Origin of the sequence: Ideonella sp. A 288 (assembly GCF_002198735.1) — a bacterium.
Lineage (GTDB): Bacteria > Pseudomonadota > Gammaproteobacteria > Burkholderiales > Burkholderiaceae_C > Pseudaquabacterium.
Window position 1 is genome coordinate 228,513 of the sequence record NZ_MWLO01000137.1, and the last position, 18,756, is coordinate 247,268.

At 71.3% G+C, this 18,756-nt stretch carries 15 protein-coding genes; 13 read left to right on the forward strand and 2 right to left on the reverse strand.

Annotation, left to right across the window (positions count from 1 at the left end; translation table 11 throughout):
* Positions 1-26 precede the first annotated feature (26 nt).
* Positions 27-4,247: a YhdP family protein gene (locus tag EOINJALH_RS20595; RefSeq protein WP_158219835.1), complete on the reverse strand. Its 4,221-nt coding sequence runs from the start codon at positions 4,245-4,247 to the stop codon at positions 27-29.
* 115 nt (positions 4,248-4,362) lie between these two features.
* Between EOINJALH_RS20595 and glnE the strand changes: the two genes are divergently transcribed.
* The 13 genes from glnE to EOINJALH_RS20660 all read left to right on the forward strand — a co-directional run bounded on the left by glnE (position 4,363) and on the right by EOINJALH_RS20660 (position 17,453).
* Positions 4,363-7,104, forward strand: a complete 2,742-nt coding sequence (gene glnE, locus EOINJALH_RS20600) for a bifunctional [glutamate--ammonia ligase]-adenylyl-L-tyrosine phosphorylase/[glutamate--ammonia-ligase] adenylyltransferase (protein ID WP_088283504.1) — start codon at positions 4,363-4,365, stop codon at positions 7,102-7,104.
* Positions 7,105-7,117: 13 nt separating this feature from the next.
* The gene (gene rrtA, locus EOINJALH_RS20605; protein ID WP_088283506.1) at positions 7,118-7,819 is read left to right on the forward strand and encodes a rhombosortase; all 702 of its coding nucleotides are present in this window, start codon (positions 7,118-7,120) and stop codon (positions 7,817-7,819) included.
* Positions 7,820-7,896: 77 nt separating this feature from the next.
* Positions 7,897-8,874 carry a DMT family transporter gene (locus EOINJALH_RS20610; protein ID WP_234413959.1) on the forward strand — a complete coding sequence of 326 codons (978 nt, stop codon included), beginning with the start codon at positions 7,897-7,899 and terminating at the stop codon, positions 8,872-8,874.
* 30 nt (positions 8,875-8,904) lie between these two features.
* Positions 8,905-9,567 (forward strand): glutathione S-transferase, encoded by a 663-nt coding sequence (locus EOINJALH_RS20615; RefSeq protein ID WP_088283508.1) that lies wholly within the window; start codon positions 8,905-8,907, stop codon positions 9,565-9,567.
* Positions 9,568-9,659: 92 nt separating this feature from the next.
* On the forward strand, positions 9,660-10,265 hold the full coding sequence (locus tag EOINJALH_RS20620) for a glutathione peroxidase (RefSeq protein ID WP_088283510.1): 606 nt from the start codon (positions 9,660-9,662) through the stop codon (positions 10,263-10,265).
* 280 nt (positions 10,266-10,545) lie between these two features.
* Positions 10,546-11,862 (forward strand): NAD(P)/FAD-dependent oxidoreductase, encoded by a 1,317-nt coding sequence (locus EOINJALH_RS20625; RefSeq protein ID WP_088283512.1) that lies wholly within the window; start codon positions 10,546-10,548, stop codon positions 11,860-11,862.
* Positions 11,859-12,644, forward strand: coding sequence for a DUF1365 domain-containing protein (locus EOINJALH_RS20630; protein WP_088283514.1), 786 nt, complete (start codon positions 11,859-11,861; stop codon positions 12,642-12,644). The genes EOINJALH_RS20625 and EOINJALH_RS20630 overlap by 4 nt, the downstream gene beginning before the upstream one ends.
* On the forward strand, positions 12,641-13,867 hold the full coding sequence (locus tag EOINJALH_RS20635) for a cyclopropane-fatty-acyl-phospholipid synthase family protein (RefSeq protein WP_088283516.1): 1,227 nt from the start codon (positions 12,641-12,643) through the stop codon (positions 13,865-13,867). Before EOINJALH_RS20630 ends, EOINJALH_RS20635 begins: the two co-directional genes overlap by 4 nt.
* A gap of 13 nt (positions 13,868-13,880) precedes the next feature.
* Positions 13,881-14,426: a chalcone isomerase family protein gene (locus EOINJALH_RS20640; RefSeq protein ID WP_088283518.1), complete on the forward strand. Its 546-nt coding sequence runs from the start codon at positions 13,881-13,883 to the stop codon at positions 14,424-14,426.
* Complete coding sequence (locus EOINJALH_RS20645) at positions 14,423-15,673, forward strand: MFS transporter (protein WP_310732325.1); 1,251 nt, start codon at positions 14,423-14,425, stop codon at positions 15,671-15,673. Before EOINJALH_RS20640 ends, EOINJALH_RS20645 begins: the two co-directional genes overlap by 4 nt.
* Positions 15,670-16,215 carry a DUF3833 domain-containing protein gene (locus EOINJALH_RS20650; RefSeq protein ID WP_088283520.1) on the forward strand — a complete coding sequence of 182 codons (546 nt, stop codon included), beginning with the start codon at positions 15,670-15,672 and terminating at the stop codon, positions 16,213-16,215. The genes EOINJALH_RS20645 and EOINJALH_RS20650 overlap by 4 nt, the downstream gene beginning before the upstream one ends.
* A 22-nt stretch (positions 16,216-16,237) precedes the next feature.
* The gene (locus EOINJALH_RS20655; protein ID WP_088283522.1) at positions 16,238-17,023 is read left to right on the forward strand and encodes an SDR family oxidoreductase; all 786 of its coding nucleotides are present in this window, start codon (positions 16,238-16,240) and stop codon (positions 17,021-17,023) included.
* Complete coding sequence (locus EOINJALH_RS20660; RefSeq protein WP_088283524.1) at positions 17,016-17,453, forward strand: nuclear transport factor 2 family protein; 438 nt, start codon at positions 17,016-17,018, stop codon at positions 17,451-17,453. Before EOINJALH_RS20655 ends, EOINJALH_RS20660 begins: the two co-directional genes overlap by 8 nt.
* 6 nt (positions 17,454-17,459) lie before the next feature.
* On the opposite strand, the gene corA is transcribed toward EOINJALH_RS20660, so the two are convergent.
* The gene (gene corA, locus EOINJALH_RS20665) at positions 17,460-18,422 is read right to left on the reverse strand and encodes a magnesium/cobalt transporter CorA (protein ID WP_088283526.1); all 963 of its coding nucleotides are present in this window, start codon (positions 18,420-18,422) and stop codon (positions 17,460-17,462) included.
* Positions 18,423-18,756: the final 334 nt, after the last annotated feature.

An 18,756-nucleotide genomic window follows, 5' to 3' on the forward strand; every position in this document is an offset into this window, starting at 1 on the left:
GGAGGCCTTCGGTGGACGAGGTGGGATCAGGGCGAGCGGCTGGCCGGTGCCGATGCGGCGGCGGCCGCCGCCGGGCGCCGCTCGACCGGCGCCACCTGCGGGTCGGTCCAGCTGCCGTAGACGCGAAACTCGCGCGTGCCGGCCTCGGCCAGCGGCCCGCGCAGCAGCCACTGGCCGAGGAAGGTGCCCAGGCCGATGGCCGGGTTGATCACCGCATAGGCCAGCGACGCGGTGCCGGCGTTGATCTCGGGCACCACCACCACCCGCAGTTCCTGCGTCTCCTGGGTGATGTCGGCGCTGCCCTCCATCAGCACTGCGGCCTGCACGCCTCGCATGCGCAGGTTGTTGGTGCGGGCCACGCCGCGGTCCACCTGCACGTCGCCGCTGATGTTGTCGAAGGCGAAACCCTCCTGGAACACATCGCGGAAATCCAGCACCAGCCGGCGCGGCAGCGCCTGCAGGCTGAGCACGCCGAGCAGCCGGCCGGCGCCGGGCTCGGCCTTCAGGAACTGCCCGGCCTCGAGTGCCACGTTCATGCGCCCCGACAAGGTGGGCAGGTCCAGGCCCAATGGCGAGCCGGCCCACGACACCTGGCCCTCCAGCCCGCCCTTGCCGCCACGGATGACCTTGCCGAAGCCCAGCCGCTCGAGCAGCGCGCCGGCGTTGGGCGTGTTGAGGGTGAAGTCCAGGTTCATGTGCCGACGCGCGTCGCCGGGCTGGGCATGCGCCCATTGGCCGGTGGCCTGCAGGTCGGTGTCGGCCGACTGCAGGGCCAGCCGATTGAGCCGCCACTCGCGCGCCGACGCCACGCCGCCGCGGCTGCGGTTCACCGCCTCCACCGAGAGCTTGCCGAGCTTGCGCCCGCGCAGCTCGAACTCCTCGGCTTCGAGGTCGAGCGCCGGCACGCTGGCCGGGGCCTGGTCGAGCAGGCCCTCCACGCTGTCGGCCTCCGACTGGGGCAGCGACAGGCGCGCCAGCCGCGCCCGCACCCGGCCGGCATCGGCCGGCCCACGGGGCTCGAGGTAGGCCACCTCGCCACGCAGCTGGTCGGCATCGACCTGCGCCCGCCAGCCCGGGGCGGGCGCGGTGGTGCGCGCCAGCGACAGCGTCAGGTGCGTCAGGCGGCGCGACGCCAGGGTCAGCGACAGCGCCTCCAGCTCGATGGCCTTGGGGCGGTAGCCCAGGCCGGCATCGACCAACGCCGGTGGAGCGCCGGGCACCGCCCCGCCGGCCGGCGCAGACGCGCCGGCCGCGGCCACCGTGGCGGTCGACGAGGATGCCGCGGGCGACGTCGACGCGCGTGCCACCGCCGCACCGGGCGCACTGCCCAGGCTGCCCTCGGGCAGCAGGGCCAACCAGGCATCGGCATTGGCATCGCCCAGCCGGACCACCGCGCGCACCCCGGCCGTCATCTCGGGCAACGGCGCATTCACCGCCACCGCCCCGCGCAGCACCTGCGGCTCGTCGCCGCCCAGGTCGCGCAGGTACTGGGCGCTGAGCAGGCTGCCCAGGTCGACGCGCAGCAGGTCGCGCAGGGGCGTGTTCGCGGCGCGGGCCTCGGGTGCCAGGCCGATCTGCACTCGCAGGGGCAAGGCCGCCTCGGCCGCCTTGCCAATGGGGGCGGGCAGGTTCAGCGCCATGCCGGTGAGCGGGCTGGTGACCAGGATCTCGGGCACCCCCCGTGCAAAGCCGAGCTGCAGGCGATACGGCGCCTGGCCCTCGGCGCGCGCCGCCCAGCGCGAGACGATGCCCAGTTCGCTGGCGCGTCGCAGGCCTTCGGCCGACGCGGTGCCGTTGGCGCCGAAGCGCAGGCTGCCGTCGGCCTGCGTGCCGCCGTCGATGCTGGCCTCACCTCCGAACGCGCGCGCCGTGCCCGCCACGCGCAGGCCCTGCTGCGTGAAGTCGACCCGCCCGCGCGCCGCGCCGAGCATCGGGGTCTCGGGCCGGATGCGCAGGTCGCCCCCGAGCAACTGGACACTGCCGCGCACTTGCGCCTCGTCGAGGCGGTGCAGCGGCAGGCGCAGCGACAGCTTCAGGTCGGCCAGGCCTTCGGCGGTCGACTGGGCCAGCGACTTGTTCAACCAGCCGCCGATCGGGGTGGTGTTCACGTAGCGCAGGAAGTCGGCGGCCGGCCCGCGGCCGTGGCCTTCCAGCTCGAGCACCGCCGGCTCGACCAGGTTGGGAATGCCGCCACTCACGTCGGTGAACTCGACGCCCCAGAGCCGGCCACGCGCCTGCTGGATCTGCATCGACGTGCGGTCGAACACCAGTTCGCCGGAGACGGCGCCGAACGCCGGCCATGGCGACGTCCAGGCCGCCTCGGCCGACGTGGCGGGCACCGACGGCACATAGGCCAGCGTCACGTCCTGCACTTGCGCGGCGATGCGGAACTCACCGTCGTTGCGCTGCACGAAGGGAAAGTCCCAGAGGTCGCCCTTCACCTTGAAGGCCGCCGACAGCACGCGACCGCCCTGCACTGCACGGCGCACGTAGTCTCGGGCCGAGGCCGCGATGCCCAGCGGCAGGTAGCGTGCCACGCGCACGGCCTGGCCCTGCGACAGCTTGCCCGACAGCTCGAGCACCCCCGGCAATCGCGCGCCCTTGCCGAAGCCGTCGGCCGTGCCGGTGCGCCAGCTGGCCTCTAGCTCCCCCTGGGTGTCGTCGTTCTCGAAGCGCGCGCCACCCACCTTCAGCTCGATGCGAGGCCGGCCGTTGGCCACGGGCTCGATGCGCCAGCCCAGTTGCGCCGCAAAACGCCGCAGCGGCACGACAGGCTGCTCGAACACCCCGGGCAACTCGAGCGCGCCGTCCTGCAGGCTGAGCTTGGCCTGGCCGCCGGACTCGGTGCCGCTGAAGGACAGGTCGGCGCCGCGCCAGCCCGGCCGCCCGACGCCGCCCGGCTCGGACGACGCCGCCGCGGCGATGGCCATGCCCTGCACCTCGGCCTTGACGTTGTAGTGCGTCGGCGCGTCGATCGGACCACGCCAGCCCGCCACCAGGCCGGTCACCGTGCCGCGCGGGTCCAGCGTCTCCAACAGCCGCTGCACGCCGGTGCCCAGCGGCAGGCGTTCGCCCAGTTGGGCCATCAGCGCCAGATCGAGCCGTTCGGCGCTGAACTCACCGCTCGTCACGGGTCGAGACTGCATGGACGTGCCCAGGTCCTGCGCCCGCATCACCTGCGCTTGCTGCCAGGACAGCACCATGCGCCCGGCCGGCCAGCGCTGGCCCTCGGCAGTGTCGAAGCCAAAGCCGGTGGCCACGATGCGCACGCCCTCGGGCTGGCGCTCGACCACCACGCGGCCACGCACCTGGGCCAGCGCCATCGGCTCGAGGCCGCTGGCGAGCCGCGCGGACACATCGCGCAGCGCCAGGTCGGCCGTGCCGCCCTGCGGCAGGCCATGCTCGAAATCGACCCAGGCGCGCAGCGCGCCCTCGCCCCGGTCCAGGTCGAACGGCAGGTCGACGTGGCGGCGCAGTTGCTGCACCAGCACCTGCGGCAGATCGGCGTACAGCGTGCCGCGCCAGCGTTGCCAGTCGCCGGCGTTCGCCAGCAGGGGTTGGCGCGCGCGCGCCACCAGCGTGAAGCGCTGGCCCCAGCCGGGCGGCGGCGTGGCGTCCAGCCGCATGTCGTGGCGGGTGAGCCTGTTGCGCACCACCAGTTGCACGTCGGTGAGCTCCAGGGGCGGTGCGCCGCGGAACTCATCCACCCAGCGCAGCACGCCCCCGCGGATGACGAACTCATGCTGCTCGAAGAAGCGATCGGCCAGGCCGCCGCCGGTGCCCATGGCCTCGCCGTCCATGTCGATGCCGGCCACCCGCAGGCGCCCCTGGGCATCGCGGCGCACCTCGAGCCGGGGCCCGTCGATCAGCAGTTGGTCGAAGCGCAGTTGCAGCGACAGCAGCGATGGCACCGACAGGGCCGCAGCCACCAGCGGCAGCCGCAGCGCTTCGCGCCCGCGGGGATCGCGCAGCACCACGTCGTGCAGCGTCAGCGCCGGCACCCAGCCCGACGACCGCACCTCGATGCGACCGATCTCGACGGTCTGGCCCAGCGCATGGCTGGCATAAACCTCGATGCGTGGACGCCACTCGTCGAGACGGGGCAAAATCCCCCAGTGCAGGGTCAGCCACGCCAGCAGGACTAAGCTCCACGCCGAGAGCACAGCCCAGCCGCCCACGCGCAGCACCAGGCGCCACCAGCGCCAACGGGGTGCGCGCGTCGATGCGGCGAACAGCGAGAGGGACATGAATGAGGGACAACCAGTACCAGGCGCCTGAATCAGGCCGGCCCCGGCTCGGACAGAAGCCTGCCCACGGCGAAGCAATTCGCGCGGCAATCTAGCACAGAGCCTGTTCAGGCCCATGGGTTCCCCCAGCACCGCGCCGACACCGTCGGCCACCGCCGACCACAGCCGCTTCGTGCAGCGCATCCGGCGCCGCTATGCCGCCGAGATGTCCCTGCTGCCGCAGGGGGTGCCGGACGTGCCCACCATCACCGCGCTCGTGCAGCACCTGGCGCAGGCCGGCCGGCCGCTCGCGTCGGCGCTGCGCGTCGCCCGCCAACTGGTGCTCGAGCGACTGGCCGTGCTCGACACCGAGCAGCAGGCGCCGCTCGAGCAAGTCACCGGCGCCATGACCGCGCTGGCCGAGGCCACGCTCGAGATCGCCCTGGCCCAGGCCCGCGCCGACGAGGACGCCCGGGTCGGCCAGCCACGCGACGAGGCCGGGCAGGTGATCGACTTCTGGATCATCGGCATGGGCAAGCTCGGCGCGCGCGAGCTCAATGTGTCGTCCGACATCGACCTGATCTACGTCTACGAGGACGACGGCCACACCGACGGCCCGCGCCCGGTGAGTGCCCACGAGTACTTCACCGCCGTGGCCAAGAAGCTGTACGCGCTGATCGGCGACACCACCGACGACGGCTTCGTGTTCCGGGTCGACCTGGCGTTGCGCCCCAACGGCAACTCCGGCCCACCGGTGGTGAGCCTGGGCATGCTGGAGGAGTACTTCCAGGTGCAGGGCCGCGAGTGGGAGCGCTTCGCCTGGCTGAAGAGCCGGGTCGTCGCCCCCAAGGCCTCGGTGCAGTCGGGACGTGCCCTGCCGCTGCGCTCGCTGGTCACGGCCTTCGTGTACCGCCGCTACCTTGACTACGGCATCTTCGAGGGCCTGCGGCAGTTGCACCACAAGATCCGCGAAGAGGCGCAACGACGCGCCGCCGGCCGACCCGAGCGCGCCAACGACGTGAAGCTCTCGCGCGGCGGCATCCGCGAGATCGAGTTCATCGTGCAACTGCTGTTGGTGGTGCGCGGCGGACAGTTTCCCGAGATCCGCACCCGATCCACCCTCAAGAGCCTGCAGCGCCTGGCCGCACGCGGCCTGATGCTGCCGCAGACCGCCACGCGGCTGGCCGAGGCCTATGTCTTCCTGCGGCGGGTGGAGCACCGCATCCAGTTCCTCGACGACCAGCAGACGCACCTGCTGCCCACCGTCGACGCTGACCTTCACTGGATCGCTGCGTCGATGGGGCTGTCCTGCCGCGCCGATGCGTGCGAACTGCTCGACAAGCTGGGCGAGGTGCGCGAGTTCGTCGCCACCGAGTTCGACGCCCTGCTGCACGACGGCCAGGCGCCGGCCACCAACGGCGGGCGCAACGGCTGCCCGCAGTGCGGCTCCGGCCCGCTGCCGGTGGACAGCGAGGCACTGGCCGAGAAGCTGCCGCCGGCAATGGCCGAGCGCGTGCGCCATTGGTGCACCCAGCCGCGCGTGCTGGCCCTGCGCGAGGAAAGCCGCCTGCGGCTGGGCCGCCTGGTGCAGCGCGCCGCCGTGTGCGTGGCCGAAGAGCGCTGCACCGAGGCCGCCGCGTTGCGGTTCATCGACTGGCTCGACCCGCTGCTGCGCCGCGACAGCTACCTGGCCCTGCTGCTCGAGCGGCCCGAGGTGATGAAGCGCCTGCTGCGCCTGCTGGGGCTGGCGCGCTGGCCGATGCGCTACCTGATGCGCCACCCGGGCGTCATCGACGAGCTGGCCGATCCGCGCCTGCTGCACGGCCGCTTCGACACCGACGAGTACATCGGCTCGCTCGACGAGCGCCACGCCGCCTGGGTGCGCAGCGGCGAGGCCGACGAAGAGTCTCTGCTCGACACGCTGCGACATGCCCACCACGCCGAGGTCTTCCGCACCCTCGTGCGCGACGTCGAGGGCCTGATCACGGTCGAAGAGGTGGCCGACGACCTGTCCGCGCTGGCCGATGCCACGCTGCAGTGCGTGCTGCGCTGGTCGTGGCCGCGGCTTCGGCAGCACCACCGGCCGACGCCCGACTTCGCCGTCATCGCCTACGGCAAGCTCGGCGGCAAGGAACTGGGCTACGGCAGCGACCTGGACGTCGTCTTCCTGTACGACGATGCCGACGAGCCCGATCCCGACCGCGCGCAGGAGGTCTATGGCCACTACGTGCGCAAGCTGATCACCTGGCTCACGCTTCGCACTCCGGCCGGCGAACTGTTCGACATCGACACGGCGTTGCGACCCAACGGCAACTCGGGCCTGCTGGTCACCTCGATCGCGTCATTCGAGCGCTATCAGGTCGGCCGCGGCAGCAACACCGCCTGGGCCTGGGAGCACCAGGCCATCACGCGGGCGCGCTTTTGCGCCGGCGCCACCGGGCTGGCAGCCCGCTTCGAAACGGTGCGCCGACAGGTGTTGGCCGCGCCCCGAGAGGCGGCCGCGCTGCGGCAGGAGGTGGTGGCCATGCGCGATAAAGTTCGGCAGTCGCGACCGGTGCCCGAAGGCATGTTCGACGTCAAGCACAGCCCTGGTGGCATGATGGACGTCGAATTCGCGGTCCAGTTCCTCGTGCTCACCCAATCGCTGGCCCATGCTCCCCTGCTCGACAACGTCGGCAACATCGCCTTGCTGCAGCGCGCCGAAGCGCTGGGCCTGCTGCCGCCCGGCGCGGGGCACGCCGCCGGCGATGCCTACCGCGAACTGCGCCGCGCACAGCACCGGGCACGCCTCGACGAGCGCCCAACGCAGTTTGCCGTCGACACGCTGGCCAAAGAGCGCGACGCCGTGCTGACGGTGTGGCGAGCGGTCTTCGGCTGACCCCACGGACGACATGAACCGCGCGCGCATCTGGCCGGGCTTGTGCGGCTGCCTCGCCGTCGGCGCGGCCATGGCCGTCGGCCAGGACGCCGACGCCTGGAACTGGCAGCCGGCGTTGGCGCTGCAAGAGCCTTGGCGGCTGTGGACGGCTGCCTTGGTGCACCTCAGCCCCTTGCACCTGGGCGTCCACCTGATCGGTGTCGCGCTGCTGGCAGCCTTGGGCGTGGCCGCTGGCTGCGGCCCGCGTGCGTCGCTGGCCTGGGCTCTGGCCTGGCCGCTGACCCACCTGGGCCTGCTGTGGCAGCCGGCGTTGCAGCACTACGGCGGCCTGTCGGGCGTATTGCATGCCGGCGTGGCGGTGGTGGCGGTGCACCTGTGGGTGCAGGGCACCGGACGACGGCGCCGCATCGGCCTGGTGGTGGCGCTGGGATTGGTGACCAAAGTGCTGCTCGAGGCGCCGTGGTCCGGTGCGCCGCGACAGTCGGTCGGCTGGGACATCACCATGGCCCCGCTGGCCCATGCCACCGGGGCCGTGGCAGGGCTGCTCTGTGCCGCGCTGCTGTGCGCGCGCCGTCGCCCGGCGGGACGTTCGGCGACCGTACCGCAGCGCTGGCCCGCACGCGGGCGGATCGGCCCCGACGGGGCCGCGCAGACCGGGCACCCGCCGACACGGCAGCCCGCCATGCTGCGGGCGATGCGCCGCCTGTTGCGGTGAGCGAGGCGTCCGGGCGGCCCGGGACCGCCCAGGACCCACCAGACCGCCCACGGCTCGCGCCGAGCGACGAGGCCGTGGTGTCTCGAGCCATCGCCACCCCAAGCACGCAGCCATCCGACGCCCGCCGCACGCACCTCGATTCGCGCGCGGTGGCGCTGCTGCTGCTGTGCTGCCTGCTGTGGGGCCTGAACCAGGTGGCGGCCAAGGTGGCGATGGCCGAGATCCCGCCACTGACACAGGCGGCGGTGCGGTCGATCGGCGGCGCGCTGCTGGTGGCCGCCTGGGCGCGCTGGCGCGGTGTCTCGACGAACCTGCTGGGCAGCACCCTGCCGGCCGGGCTGCTGGTGGGCACGCTGTTCGCGGCCGAATTCGCGTGCATCTTCCTGGGCCTGCAGTACACCACGGCGTCGCGCATGGCGGTCTTCCTGTACCTGTCGCCGTTCGTCGTGGCGCTGGGCATGCCGCTGGTCACTGGCACCGAGCGGCCCGACACGGTGCAACTGTGCGGGCTGGCCGCGGCCTTTGGCGGCGTGGCCTGGGCCTTCGGCGAAGGCCTGGCGCACCCGGTGGCGGGTGACCGCCAATGGTGGGGCGACGCCCTGGGGCTGGCCGCGGCCGTGCTCTGGGGCGCCACCACGCTGGGCATCCGAGGCAGCCGGCTGACGACGGCCCCGCCGGAAGCCACGCTGCTGTACCAGCTGATCGTCTCGGGCGCGCTGCTGGCCGTGGGCGCCTGGCTCACCGGCGAGCGCTGGCCCGTGCGGCTGAGCCCGCTGGCGTTGGCGCTGATGGCCTTCCAGGTGGTGGTGGTCACCGCCTTCAGCTACCTGCTGTGGTTCTGGCTGGTGCGCCACTACCCGGCCACAAGGCTGGCCGCGTTCACCCTGTTCACCCCGCTGTTTGGCCTGCTGGCCGGCGTGGGCCTGCTGGGCGAGCCGCTGACGCTGCGCCTGCTCGTGGCCGCGGCGGCAGTGGCACTGGGCATCGCCGTGGTCAACCGCGGACCCGGGGCCTTGTCGCCCAGGCGTCGCCAACCCAGTCCCCCGGAGACCTAGACTGCCCGCTCAACCCAGGAGACCCTCGCGATGATCACCTTGTGCGGCTTCGGCATTTCGAACTACTACAACAAGGTCAAGCTGGCCTTGCTCGAGAAGGGCGTGCCCTTCCAGGAAGAACTCGTGATGACCGGCTCGCGCGACGAGGCCGTGCTGTCGTGCTCGCCGCTGGGCAAGGTGCCGTTCATCCGCACCTCGCAGGGCAGCCTGTGCGAGAGCCAGGCCATCCTCGACTACATCGACGCGGCGTACCCCGGCAACCCGCTGCTGCCGGCCGATCCCTGGGGCCAGGCCAAGGTGCGCGAGTTGATCACCTTCATCGACCTGCACCTCGAACTGGTGGCACGAGAGCTGTACGCGCAGGCCTTCTTCGGCGGCACGGTCAGCGACGAGACACAGGCCCGGGTGCGCAAGCAACTGGTCCGGCACATCGCCGGCTTCAAGCGCCTGGCGAAGTTCTCGCCCTTCGTGGCCGGCGACACGTTCACCCAGGCCGATTGCGCCGCCTGGGTGAGCCTGCCGTTGGTCGGCATGGCCAGCAAGTCGGTCCTTGGCGAGGATCTGCTGCTGGCCGCGGGAGTGGACTGGAAGTCGTACGCCGCGCTGATCGGCCAGCGACCATCGGCACAGAAGGTGGCGGCCGATCGCAAGGCCGACCAGGCGCGCTTGGCCGAGCTGGCCCAGAAAGCCTGATGGACCGGGCGGCGCGCGGGACATCCCGCGCGCCCCGCAGTGTCGGGCGGCTTCGATCACACTGGGCGCCTGCCGACCACCTGCCTTCGCCCATGACACCGTTGCCCTCCCCCCGTTGCGTCCCGCCCAGAAGCCGACGGGGCGCCTGGCTCGCCGCCGCAGCCGTCTTCATCTCAGCGCCCGTGGCGGCCGCGCCAAGCTGCCCCCCCTTGCTGCAGCAGGTGCAGCCTCGCCTGCAGGACGAAAAACCCATCGACCTCTGCGGCTACGCCGGCAAGGTGGTGCTCGTCGTCAACACCGCCAGCTTCTGTGGCTACACGCCCCAGTACAAGGCGCTGGAGGCGCTCGATCGGCGCTACGGACCACAAGGGCTGGTGGTGCTGGGCTTCCCGTCCAACGACTTCGGCAAGCAGGAACCGGGCAGCAACAAGGAGATCGCCGACTTCTGCGAGAACACCTTCGGCGTCAAGTTTCCGATGTTCGCCAAATCCACCGTGTCGCCGAAGGCGGGCGGGCCGGTGAACCCGTTGTTTGCGGCGCTGCACCGGGTGTCGGGCCAGGCACCAGGCTGGAACTTCCACAAGTACCTGATCGGCCGTACCGGCCAGCCGGTGATCAGCCACGGCTCTGCGGTCGACCCCAGTGACCCCGCATTTGTCAGGGATTTGGAGAAACTACTGAAGTCAAATGTGAACTGATCAGTCACAATCAGACCGTTCGGTTTTCATCGATTGGTCTGAGCTTCATGTTCGCTTCATCGACATCCACGGAACCATTGCGGCCCCAGGGGCTCAATCACTCTGTTGGCCGGGCAAGTGTTCGCGAACACTGCGCTCCAGCCTCAGCTTTACAGCCGTGCAGCCGTCCGGGTGACCGGACCGCAATCCCGAGGCGGTTCTCCTCCTCCTCCCTCCCTCCCTCGTTCGCTTCGGGGCGCTGCACGGCTCCTTATCTTTCCGCCTGGCGCGGGGTGTCCGCATGACGGCCCGTCGCCGAGTCGCGGTGGTTGGCTCGGGCATCGCCGGCCTGGGCACCGCGTGGCAACTGCGCGACGACGCCGATGTGGTGCTGTTCGAGGCCGATCGACACTTCGGCGGCCACGCCCACACGGTCGACCTCACCCTCGAAGGCATCACGCATGGTGTGGACACCGGGTTTCTGGTGTTCAACCATGCCACCTACCCGCGCCTGAGGGCCCTGTTCGAGGCCATCGGGGTGAAGACGACGCCGTCGGAGATGTCGTTTTCCGTGCAGGCCGCAGGCCTGGAATGGAGCGGCACCGACCTCGACAGCGTGTTCGCCCAGCGCCGCAACCTGCTGCGCCCGAGTTTCCTGCGCATGCTGACCGACCTGGTGCGGTTCAACCGCCTGTGCACCACGCTGGCCGAGACCGGCGCCGACGAGGCCATGCGCGAGCCGATCGGCGACTTCCTGGACACCCATCGCTTCAGCGAAGGCTTTCGCCAGAACTACCTGCTGCCGATGCTGGGCTGCATCTGGTCGTGCCCCACCGACCAGATGCTGCGCTTCCCGGTGGCCACGATGATCCGCTTCTGCCACAACCACGGCCTGATCCGCGTGACGCAGCGGCCGCAGTGGTACACGGTGACCGGCGGCTCGCGCCACTACGTGCAGGCGCTGGTGCGCGACCTGCCCGATGCACGGCTGAACACCCCCGTGCGCGGGCTGCGCCGCGTGCCACCGGGCTCGGCCTCGGGCGGCGTGTGGGTGCAGACCGACCGGGGCGAAGAGCGCTTCGACGAGGTCGTGCTCGCCTGCCACACCGACCAGAGCCTGGCCCTGCTCGGCGACGGCGCCAGCGCCGAAGAACGGCGCCTGCTGGGAGCGATCCCCTACCAGGCGAATCGCGCCGTGTTGCACACCGACGCATCGCTGCTGCCGCGTCGCCGCAAGGCCTGGGCGGCGTGGAACTACGAGCGGTCGGGCGACCTGGCCCGCGAGCAGTCGGCGGTGTGCCTGCACTACCTGATCAACCGGTTGCAACCGCTGCCCTGGCAGACGCCTGTCATCGTGTCACTGAACCCGTCGCGCGAACCGGCGCCGTCCACGGTGCATGGCGAGTTCCATTACGCCCACCCGGTGTTCGACCAGCGCGCCCTCGATGCGCAGGCGCGGCTGTCGTCCATCCAGGGCCGGGCGCACGTGTGGTTCGCGGGCGCGTGGACAGGCTATGGCTTCCATGAGGACGGCTGGTCCAGTGCGGTCGACGTGGTGGATGTGCTGCGCCTGCGCTGGCGCGAAGCCGACGGCCTGGCCGCACGGGACGCCGCGTGAACCACGACGCCGTCGCGCCCGGCCAAGCCCTCCTGGGCATTGGCGTCGTGCGCCACCATCGGCTGCGCCCGACCGACCATGCCTTCGCTTACCCGACGTGGTTCGTGTTGTTGCCGCTGCGCAGCTTGCGGGTGCAGCCCTGCACGGCGCTGGCGCGCAACCGCGCCGCCTGGGTGAGCTTCCACGACCGCGACCACGGCGACGGCGGCGACGACGCGCTGGCCTGGGTCGACGGCCTGCTGCAGCGCGAAGGCATCGCGGACGCCGACGGCGAGGTCTGGCTGCACACTTACCCCCGCGTGCTGGGCTATGTCTTCAAGCCGGTGAGCTTCTGGTACTGCCACCGCCGCGACGGCGGCCTGGCGGCCATCGTCGCCGAGGTCAACAACACCTTCGGCGGGCGGCATGTCTACCTGCTCCACGGCGACAGCCTGGCCTTCGGCCGCGACATCGACGCCACCAAGGCCTTCCACGTCTCGCCCTTCTGCCAGATCGAAGGCCGCTACCGCTTCCGCTTCATGCGCACCGACCTCGGCCGGGACAGCGGTCGCACCGTGGCCCGCATCGAGTACGCCGACGCCCACGGGCCGCTGCTGATGACCAGCGTCAGCGGCGACCTCGCCCCACTCACCGCCGCCAGCCTGCGCCGAGCCGTCTGGCGCATGCCCCTGCTCACGCTCGGCGTGATGGCACGCATCCACTGGCAGGCGCTGCGCCTGCTGGTTCGGCGCGTGCCGTTCGTCGGCAAGAACCCGCCCACCCCGCTGAACCGCACGACATGACCACCGCCACCGTCCTCGACTCCCGCGCGCTGCCGGCTTCGGCACCGACGTCCGCGAAAGCCGTGTTCGCGCTGTTGCGCCGACTGCGGCATGGCACCCTCGACGTGCAACTGCCCGACGGCGAGCAGATGCGCTTCGGCACCGGCCTGTCCACCGAGCCGCAGGCGTCGATGCGCATGCTGAACTGGCGCGTGTGCAGCGCCGCGCTGCGCAGCGGCGACATCGGCTTCGCCGAAGGCTACATCGCCGGCGACTGGACCACGGGCGATCTGGTCGGCCTGCTCGAATTGCTGGTGGCCAACCGCGACGCCATCGACCAGGCCGTGTACGGCCGCTGGTGGGGCAGCCTGTGGCACCGCGTGCGCCACCTGCTGCACCGCAACTCCCGAGCTGGCAGCCGCCGCAACATCCACGCGCACTACGACCTCGGCAACGCGTTCTACAGGCTCTGGCTCGACGAGTCGATGAACTACTCGAGCGCCTGGTTCGAGGGTGACCTCACCCGACCGATGCGCGGCGCGCAGGACGCCAAGATGCGCCGCGCGCTGGCCGAATGCCAGGTGACGGCCGACTCGCGCGTGCTCGAGATCGGCTGCGGCTGGGGTGCGCTGGCCGAATGCGCCACGCGCGACTTCGGCGCCAGGGTCACCGGCGTCACGCTGTCGGCCGAACAACTGGCCTTCGGCCGCGAGCGCCTGGCCCAGGCCGGCCTGGCCGACCGTGCGGACCTGCGCTTCCAGGACTACCGCGACATCGACGACGGCCCCTACGACGCCATCGTCTCGATCGAGATGTTCGAGGCCGTCGGCCGCGAGTACTGGGCCGGCTACTTCGACACCCTGCGACGCCAGCTGCGCCCGGGCGGTCGCGCCTGCATCCAGTCGATCACCATCCGCGACGATCTCTTCGCGCGCTATGTCGGCGGCACGGATTTCATCCAGCAGTACATCTTCCCCGGGGGGCTGCTGCCCAGCCCGTCGGCCTTCCGCGCCGAGGCCGCCCGTGCCGGCCTGCGCGTCGTCAATGAGCTGGCCTTCGGGCCGGACTACGCCGAGACGCTGCGCCGCTGGCGCGTGTCCTTCCTGCACCGCGAGGCCCAGGTGCGCACACTGGGTTTCGACACCCGCTTCATGCGCATCTGGGAGTTCTACCTCGCCTATTGCGAGGCCGCCTTTGCCGCCGGCAACACCGACGTCATGCAGTTCACGCTGGTGCGGGACTGACCTGACCACCCCCATGCGCCGACGCACCTTGCTCGCCTGGCCCCTGGCCTGGGGCGCCCTCAGCGTGGCTGCGCAGGGGGTGGCCGCTGCGCCACCGCCGCACATCGCCGCCCACCTGCCGCAGGCCCGGCTGCGAGGCACCGGCACCATGCGCTTCCTGGGCCTGCACATCTACGACGCGCAGGTGTGGAGCGCCGACCCGGTGCGCAGCGACGGCGGTGACCAGCCCCTGGCCATCGACATCGCCTATGCCCGCTCGCTGTCGGGCGAGCGCATCGCCAAGCGTTCGATCGACGAGATGCGGCGCATCGGCGAGTTCGATGCCGCCACCGCCGAGCGCTGGCTGCAGACGATGGTGCAGCTGTTTCCCGATGTCGGCGCCGGCGACCGGCTCACCGGCGTGCACCTGCCCGGCCGCAGCGCGCGCTTCTATGCCAATGGGCGCCTGCGCGGCGAGGTGGCCGATGCGCTGTTCGCGCGGCTGTTCTTCGGCATCTGGCTGTCGCCACGCACGTCGGAGCCGGGCTTGCGCGCGCAGATGATCGGGACACCGTCGTGATACCGCTGGCCGATGGCCTGCGCTACGGGGCCATCGCGGCGCCCTTGGCCTTCGCCGCGCTGCCCTTGTACGTGCTGCTGCCCAGCCACTACGGCGCCTCGCTCGGCGTGCCGCTGGCCGCGCTGGGCACCGTGCTGCTCCTCACCCGGCTGCTCGACGCATTGGTCGACCCCTGGCTGGGTCGATTCGTCGACCGCCGCTTCGGCCCCACGCGCACCCGCGCGATGCAACTCGCGGGCGGCGCCGCCGTGCTGCTGGCGCTCGGCCTGGCGGCCCTGTTCTTCCCGCCGATGGACGACCCGCGGCAGTTGCTGCTGTGGTGCGGCCTGTCCCTGGTGGTCACCTACCTGGGCTACAGCGCCCTGGGTGTTCTGCATCAGGCCTGGGGCGCACGACTGGGCGGCGACGCCTCGACGCAGGCCGCGGTGATGGGCTGGCGCGAGGGCATCGCGCTCGCCGGCGTGCTGCTGGCCAGCGTGCTGCCGGCGCTCGCCGGCCTGGGCGCGATGGTGGCCACCTGCGCGGTGGGCCTGGGTCTGGGCTGGCTCGCGCTGAGCCGGGCGCCCTACCGCAGCAGCGCATTGCCCGCGGGGGCGACAAAGGGGCAATGGTCGCTGCCCTGGCGACAGGCGGGCTTCCGGCACCTGATCGCCGTGTTCCTGCTGAACGGCGTGGCCAGCGCCATTCCGGCGACGCTGGTGCTGTTCTTCGTGCGCGACCGGCTGCAATCGCCAGCGCTCGAGCCCGTGTTCCTCGGCGGCTACTTCGCGGCCGGGGCGCTGTCGATGCCATTGTGGGTGCGCGCGGTGCGCCACTTCGGCTTGGTGCGCACCTGGCTGGCCGGCATGCTGATGGCCATCGTCAGCTTTGCGGGGGCCGCCACCTTGGGGGCCGGCGACGGGCTCGCCTTTGTCGCCATCTGCGTGGCCAGCGGGGTGGCCCTGGGCGCCGACCTGGTGGCACCGGCGGCCTTGCTCACCGGCGTGATCCAGCGCGCCGGCCACGCGCAGCGGCTCGAGGGCAGCTACGCGGGCTGGTGGACCTGCGTCACCAAGCTCAACCTGGCGCTGGCCGCTGGCGCCGCGCTGCCCGCCCTGCAGTGGCTGGGCTACCGGCCGGGGACCACCGACCCGGCCGCGCTGCAGGCCCTGACCCTGTGCTACTCCACGCTGCCCTGCCTGCTCAAGGCGGCTGCCGCCTTGCTGCTGTGGCGCAGCGGACCGACCCTCGAAGGACGAACGACATGACTGCATTCGCCGCCCGCACCCGGGGCGTGTGCCTGGCCGCCGCGATGGCCTGGCTGCTGACCGCCTGCGCAGGCCCGACCCCGGCCGACTACGCCTCGCAGCGCCCGCTGCTCGACCTGAAGCAGTACTTCGACGGCCCGCTCGTGGCCCACGGCGTGGTCACCGACCGCAGCGGCAAGATGCTGCAGCGCTTCACGGTCGACCTGGTCGGCACCTGGCGCGGCGACGAGGGCACCCTCGACGAGCAGTTCCGTTATGCCGACGGCCGCACCGAGCGGCGGGTCTGGAAACTGCTGCGCCTGCCCGACGGCCGCTACGTCGGGCGCGCGGACGACGTGGTCGGCCAGGCCGACGGCCAGGCCGCCGGCAACGCGCTGAACTGGCGCTACACGCTGCGCCTGCCGGTGGGCGGCGACACCTACGAGGTGCAGTTCGACGACTGGATGTTCCTGGTCGACGACAAGGTGATGCTCAACCGCGCCGTCATGAGCAAGTTCGGCCTCCGTGTCGGCGAGGTGCTGTTGTCCTTCCGCCGGCCATGACCCCTTCCGCAGAAAGCCGTCCATGGCATTGAACCCGCGCATCGCCGACTGGTCCGGCCGCCGCATCTGGCTGGTCGGCGCCTCGTCGGGCATCGGCCGAGCCACCGCCAGCCTGCTGCATGCCCGCGGCGCGCAGGTGGTCGTCTCGGCCCGCGGGCAGGCCGCGCTCGACCGCTTCGTGGCCGAACACCCGGGCTCGGACGCCTTGGCGCTGGACGTTACCGACGCGGGTTCGGTGCGCGGTGCCGCCACCGAGATGCTGCGCCGCCACGGCGGCATCGACCTGGCGATGTACTGTGCCGGACACTACCTCGCCATGGACGCGTCCAACTTCGACCTGGCCGAGGCGCTTCGCCACCAGCAGGTCAACTACGTCGGCGCACTGCACCTGCTGGACGCGGCCCTGCCGGTGCTGCTGCGCCAGTCGGCCGCGGGCGAGGCGGCGCACCTCAGCCTGGTGTCCAGCGTGGCGGGCTACCGCGGCCTGCCCAAGTCGCTGGCCTACGGCCCGACCAAGGCCGCGCTGATCAACCTGGCCGAGACGCTGTACCTCGACCTGTCAGCGCGCGGCATCGGCGTCTCGCTGATCAACCCAGGCTTCGTCGAGACGCCGCTGACGGCGCAGAACGCCTTCCACATGCCCGCGCTGATCAGCCCCGAACAAGCCGCGCGGGCCATCGTGCAGGGCTGGGAGGCCGGCGAGTTCGAGATCCACTTCCCGAAGCGCTTCACGCGGCTGCTGAAGGCGCTGCGCCCCTTGTCCGACGGCCTGTACTTCCGCGCCGTGCGGCGTGCCGTGCATGGCTGAACCTGCCGACGACGCCACCGCACGGGTGAAGGCCTTCTTCGAGGCCCTGTCGCCGGCCGACCTCGACCGCCTGGGAGAGCTGTACGCCGCCGATGCGCACTTTGTCGATCCGTTCAACGACGTGCGGGGCCTGATCGCCGTGCGGGGCATCTTCGCCCACATGTTCCAGACGCTGGACCGGCCGCACTTTCGCGTGCTGGACAGCTTTGCGCGCGGCCAGCAGGCCTTCCTGACCTGGGACTTCCACTTCACCACGAAGGGCGCCGGCGCGCGGGCCATGACGATCCACGGCAGCACGCACCTGCGGTTCGGGCCCGACGGCCGCATCGCCCTGCACCGCGACTACTGGGACGCCGCCGGTGAGTTGTATGCGCGGCTGCCACTGATCGGCGCGGTGATGCGCTGGCTGAAGCGCCGCATCGCCGGCTGAGCCAGCTCAGCGCAGCCAGCCCTTGCGGCGGAAGTAGATGAAGGGCGCGGCCACCGAGGCCACCATCACGCCCACCGCAAACGGGTAGCCCCAGGGCTGGTCGAGCTCGGGCATGTGCTTGAAGTTCATGCCGTAGATGCTGGCGATCAGCGTGGGCGGCAGCAGCGCCACGCTGGCCACCGAGAAGATCTTGATGATCTTGTTCTGGTTGATGTTGATGAAGCCCACCGTGGCATCCATCAGGAAGTTGATCTTGTCGAACAGGAAGGCCGTGTGCGAGTCGAGCGAGTCGATGTCGCGCAGGATCTGCCGCGCCTCCTCGAACTGCTCGGCATTGAGCATGCGGCTGCGCATCATGAAGCTCACCGCGCGGCGGGTGTCCATCACGTTGCGCCGGATGCGGCCGTTCAGGTCTTCTTCCTTGGCGATGGCGGCCAGTGCCTCGCCGGCGGCGCGGTCGTCCACGTCCTGCTTCAGCACACGCGCACTCACGGCCTCGAGGCTGTCGTAGATGCCCTCCAGCGCATCGGCCGAGTATTCGGCATCGGCGTCGTAGAGCTTGAGCAGCACGTCCTTGGCGTCCTCGATCAGCGCCGGGATGCGGCGCGCCCGCATGCGCAGCAGGCGGAACACCGGCAGGTCTTCGTCGTGCACCGAGTACAGCACGCCGTCCTTCAGGATGAAGGCCACGCGCACGTTGCGCGGCGTCACGTCGTCGTCGATCAGGAAGTCGGAGCGGATGTGCAGTTCGCCGTTGTCCTCTTCGTAGAAGCGGGCCGATTCCTCGAGATCGTCGTCGACGATGTTGTCGGGGATGGCCAGGCCGAAGCGCTCTCGGATCCAGCCCTTCTCGGTGGGCGACGGGGCTTCGAGGTCGACCCACACCGGGTTGGCCTGGGCCAGCAACTGGCCGTCGTCGATCTCTTGCTGCGCCAGCCTGCCTTGGGCCAGCGTGAACACGTTGAGCATCGGGGGCTCCAGCACCTGCGCGACGCCGGCTCACCTGGCCGGCCGCGATGCAGATCGGGTCTCTGGGGAGGGTGGATCGAAGACCGCCTCGCCCCAGGTTGCGGCGGCCCGGCGGGGCCGGGTTCACGGGCCTGTCAGGGCCTGCGTTGCCTGCCGGCCCGTACGGGCCCGGCTGCACTGGAGCGCGCGGTCACCGAGGGTGACTCTGGTCCAACGGATCGCTCCGAAACGACGATGACCGATTATGTCATCCGTGCCCGTGGCACCCTCGGCGCGTGACGCCTTGGGCATCCTCCAGCATCCTACACCGTCGCGGGGCCTTGTCATACCGCTC

What these genes read in the sequence shown, in the direction of transcription:
- EOINJALH_RS20595 (WP_158219835.1), bottom strand. Translation starts at nt 4,247, where the DNA reads ATGTCCCTCTCGCTGTTCGCCGCATCGACGCGCGCACCCCGTTGGCGC.
- glnE (WP_088283504.1), top strand. Translation starts at nt 4,363, where the DNA reads ATGGGTTCCCCCAGCACCGCGCCGACACCGTCGGCCACCGCCGACCAC.
- rrtA (WP_088283506.1), top strand. Translation starts at nt 7,118, where the DNA reads ATGAACCGCGCGCGCATCTGGCCGGGCTTGTGCGGCTGCCTCGCCGTC.
- EOINJALH_RS20615 (WP_088283508.1), top strand. Translation starts at nt 8,905, where the DNA reads ATGATCACCTTGTGCGGCTTCGGCATTTCGAACTACTACAACAAGGTC.
- EOINJALH_RS20620 (WP_088283510.1), top strand. Translation starts at nt 9,660, where the DNA reads ATGACACCGTTGCCCTCCCCCCGTTGCGTCCCGCCCAGAAGCCGACGG.
- EOINJALH_RS20625 (WP_088283512.1), top strand. Translation starts at nt 10,546, where the DNA reads ATGACGGCCCGTCGCCGAGTCGCGGTGGTTGGCTCGGGCATCGCCGGC.
- EOINJALH_RS20635 (WP_088283516.1), top strand. Translation starts at nt 12,641, where the DNA reads ATGACCACCGCCACCGTCCTCGACTCCCGCGCGCTGCCGGCTTCGGCA.
- EOINJALH_RS20640 (WP_088283518.1), top strand. Translation starts at nt 13,881, where the DNA reads ATGCGCCGACGCACCTTGCTCGCCTGGCCCCTGGCCTGGGGCGCCCTC.
- EOINJALH_RS20650 (WP_088283520.1), top strand. Translation starts at nt 15,670, where the DNA reads ATGACTGCATTCGCCGCCCGCACCCGGGGCGTGTGCCTGGCCGCCGCG.
- EOINJALH_RS20655 (WP_088283522.1), top strand. Translation starts at nt 16,238, where the DNA reads ATGGCATTGAACCCGCGCATCGCCGACTGGTCCGGCCGCCGCATCTGG.
- EOINJALH_RS20660 (WP_088283524.1), top strand. Translation starts at nt 17,016, where the DNA reads ATGGCTGAACCTGCCGACGACGCCACCGCACGGGTGAAGGCCTTCTTC.
- corA (WP_088283526.1), bottom strand. Translation starts at nt 18,422, where the DNA reads ATGCTCAACGTGTTCACGCTGGCCCAAGGCAGGCTGGCGCAGCAAGAG.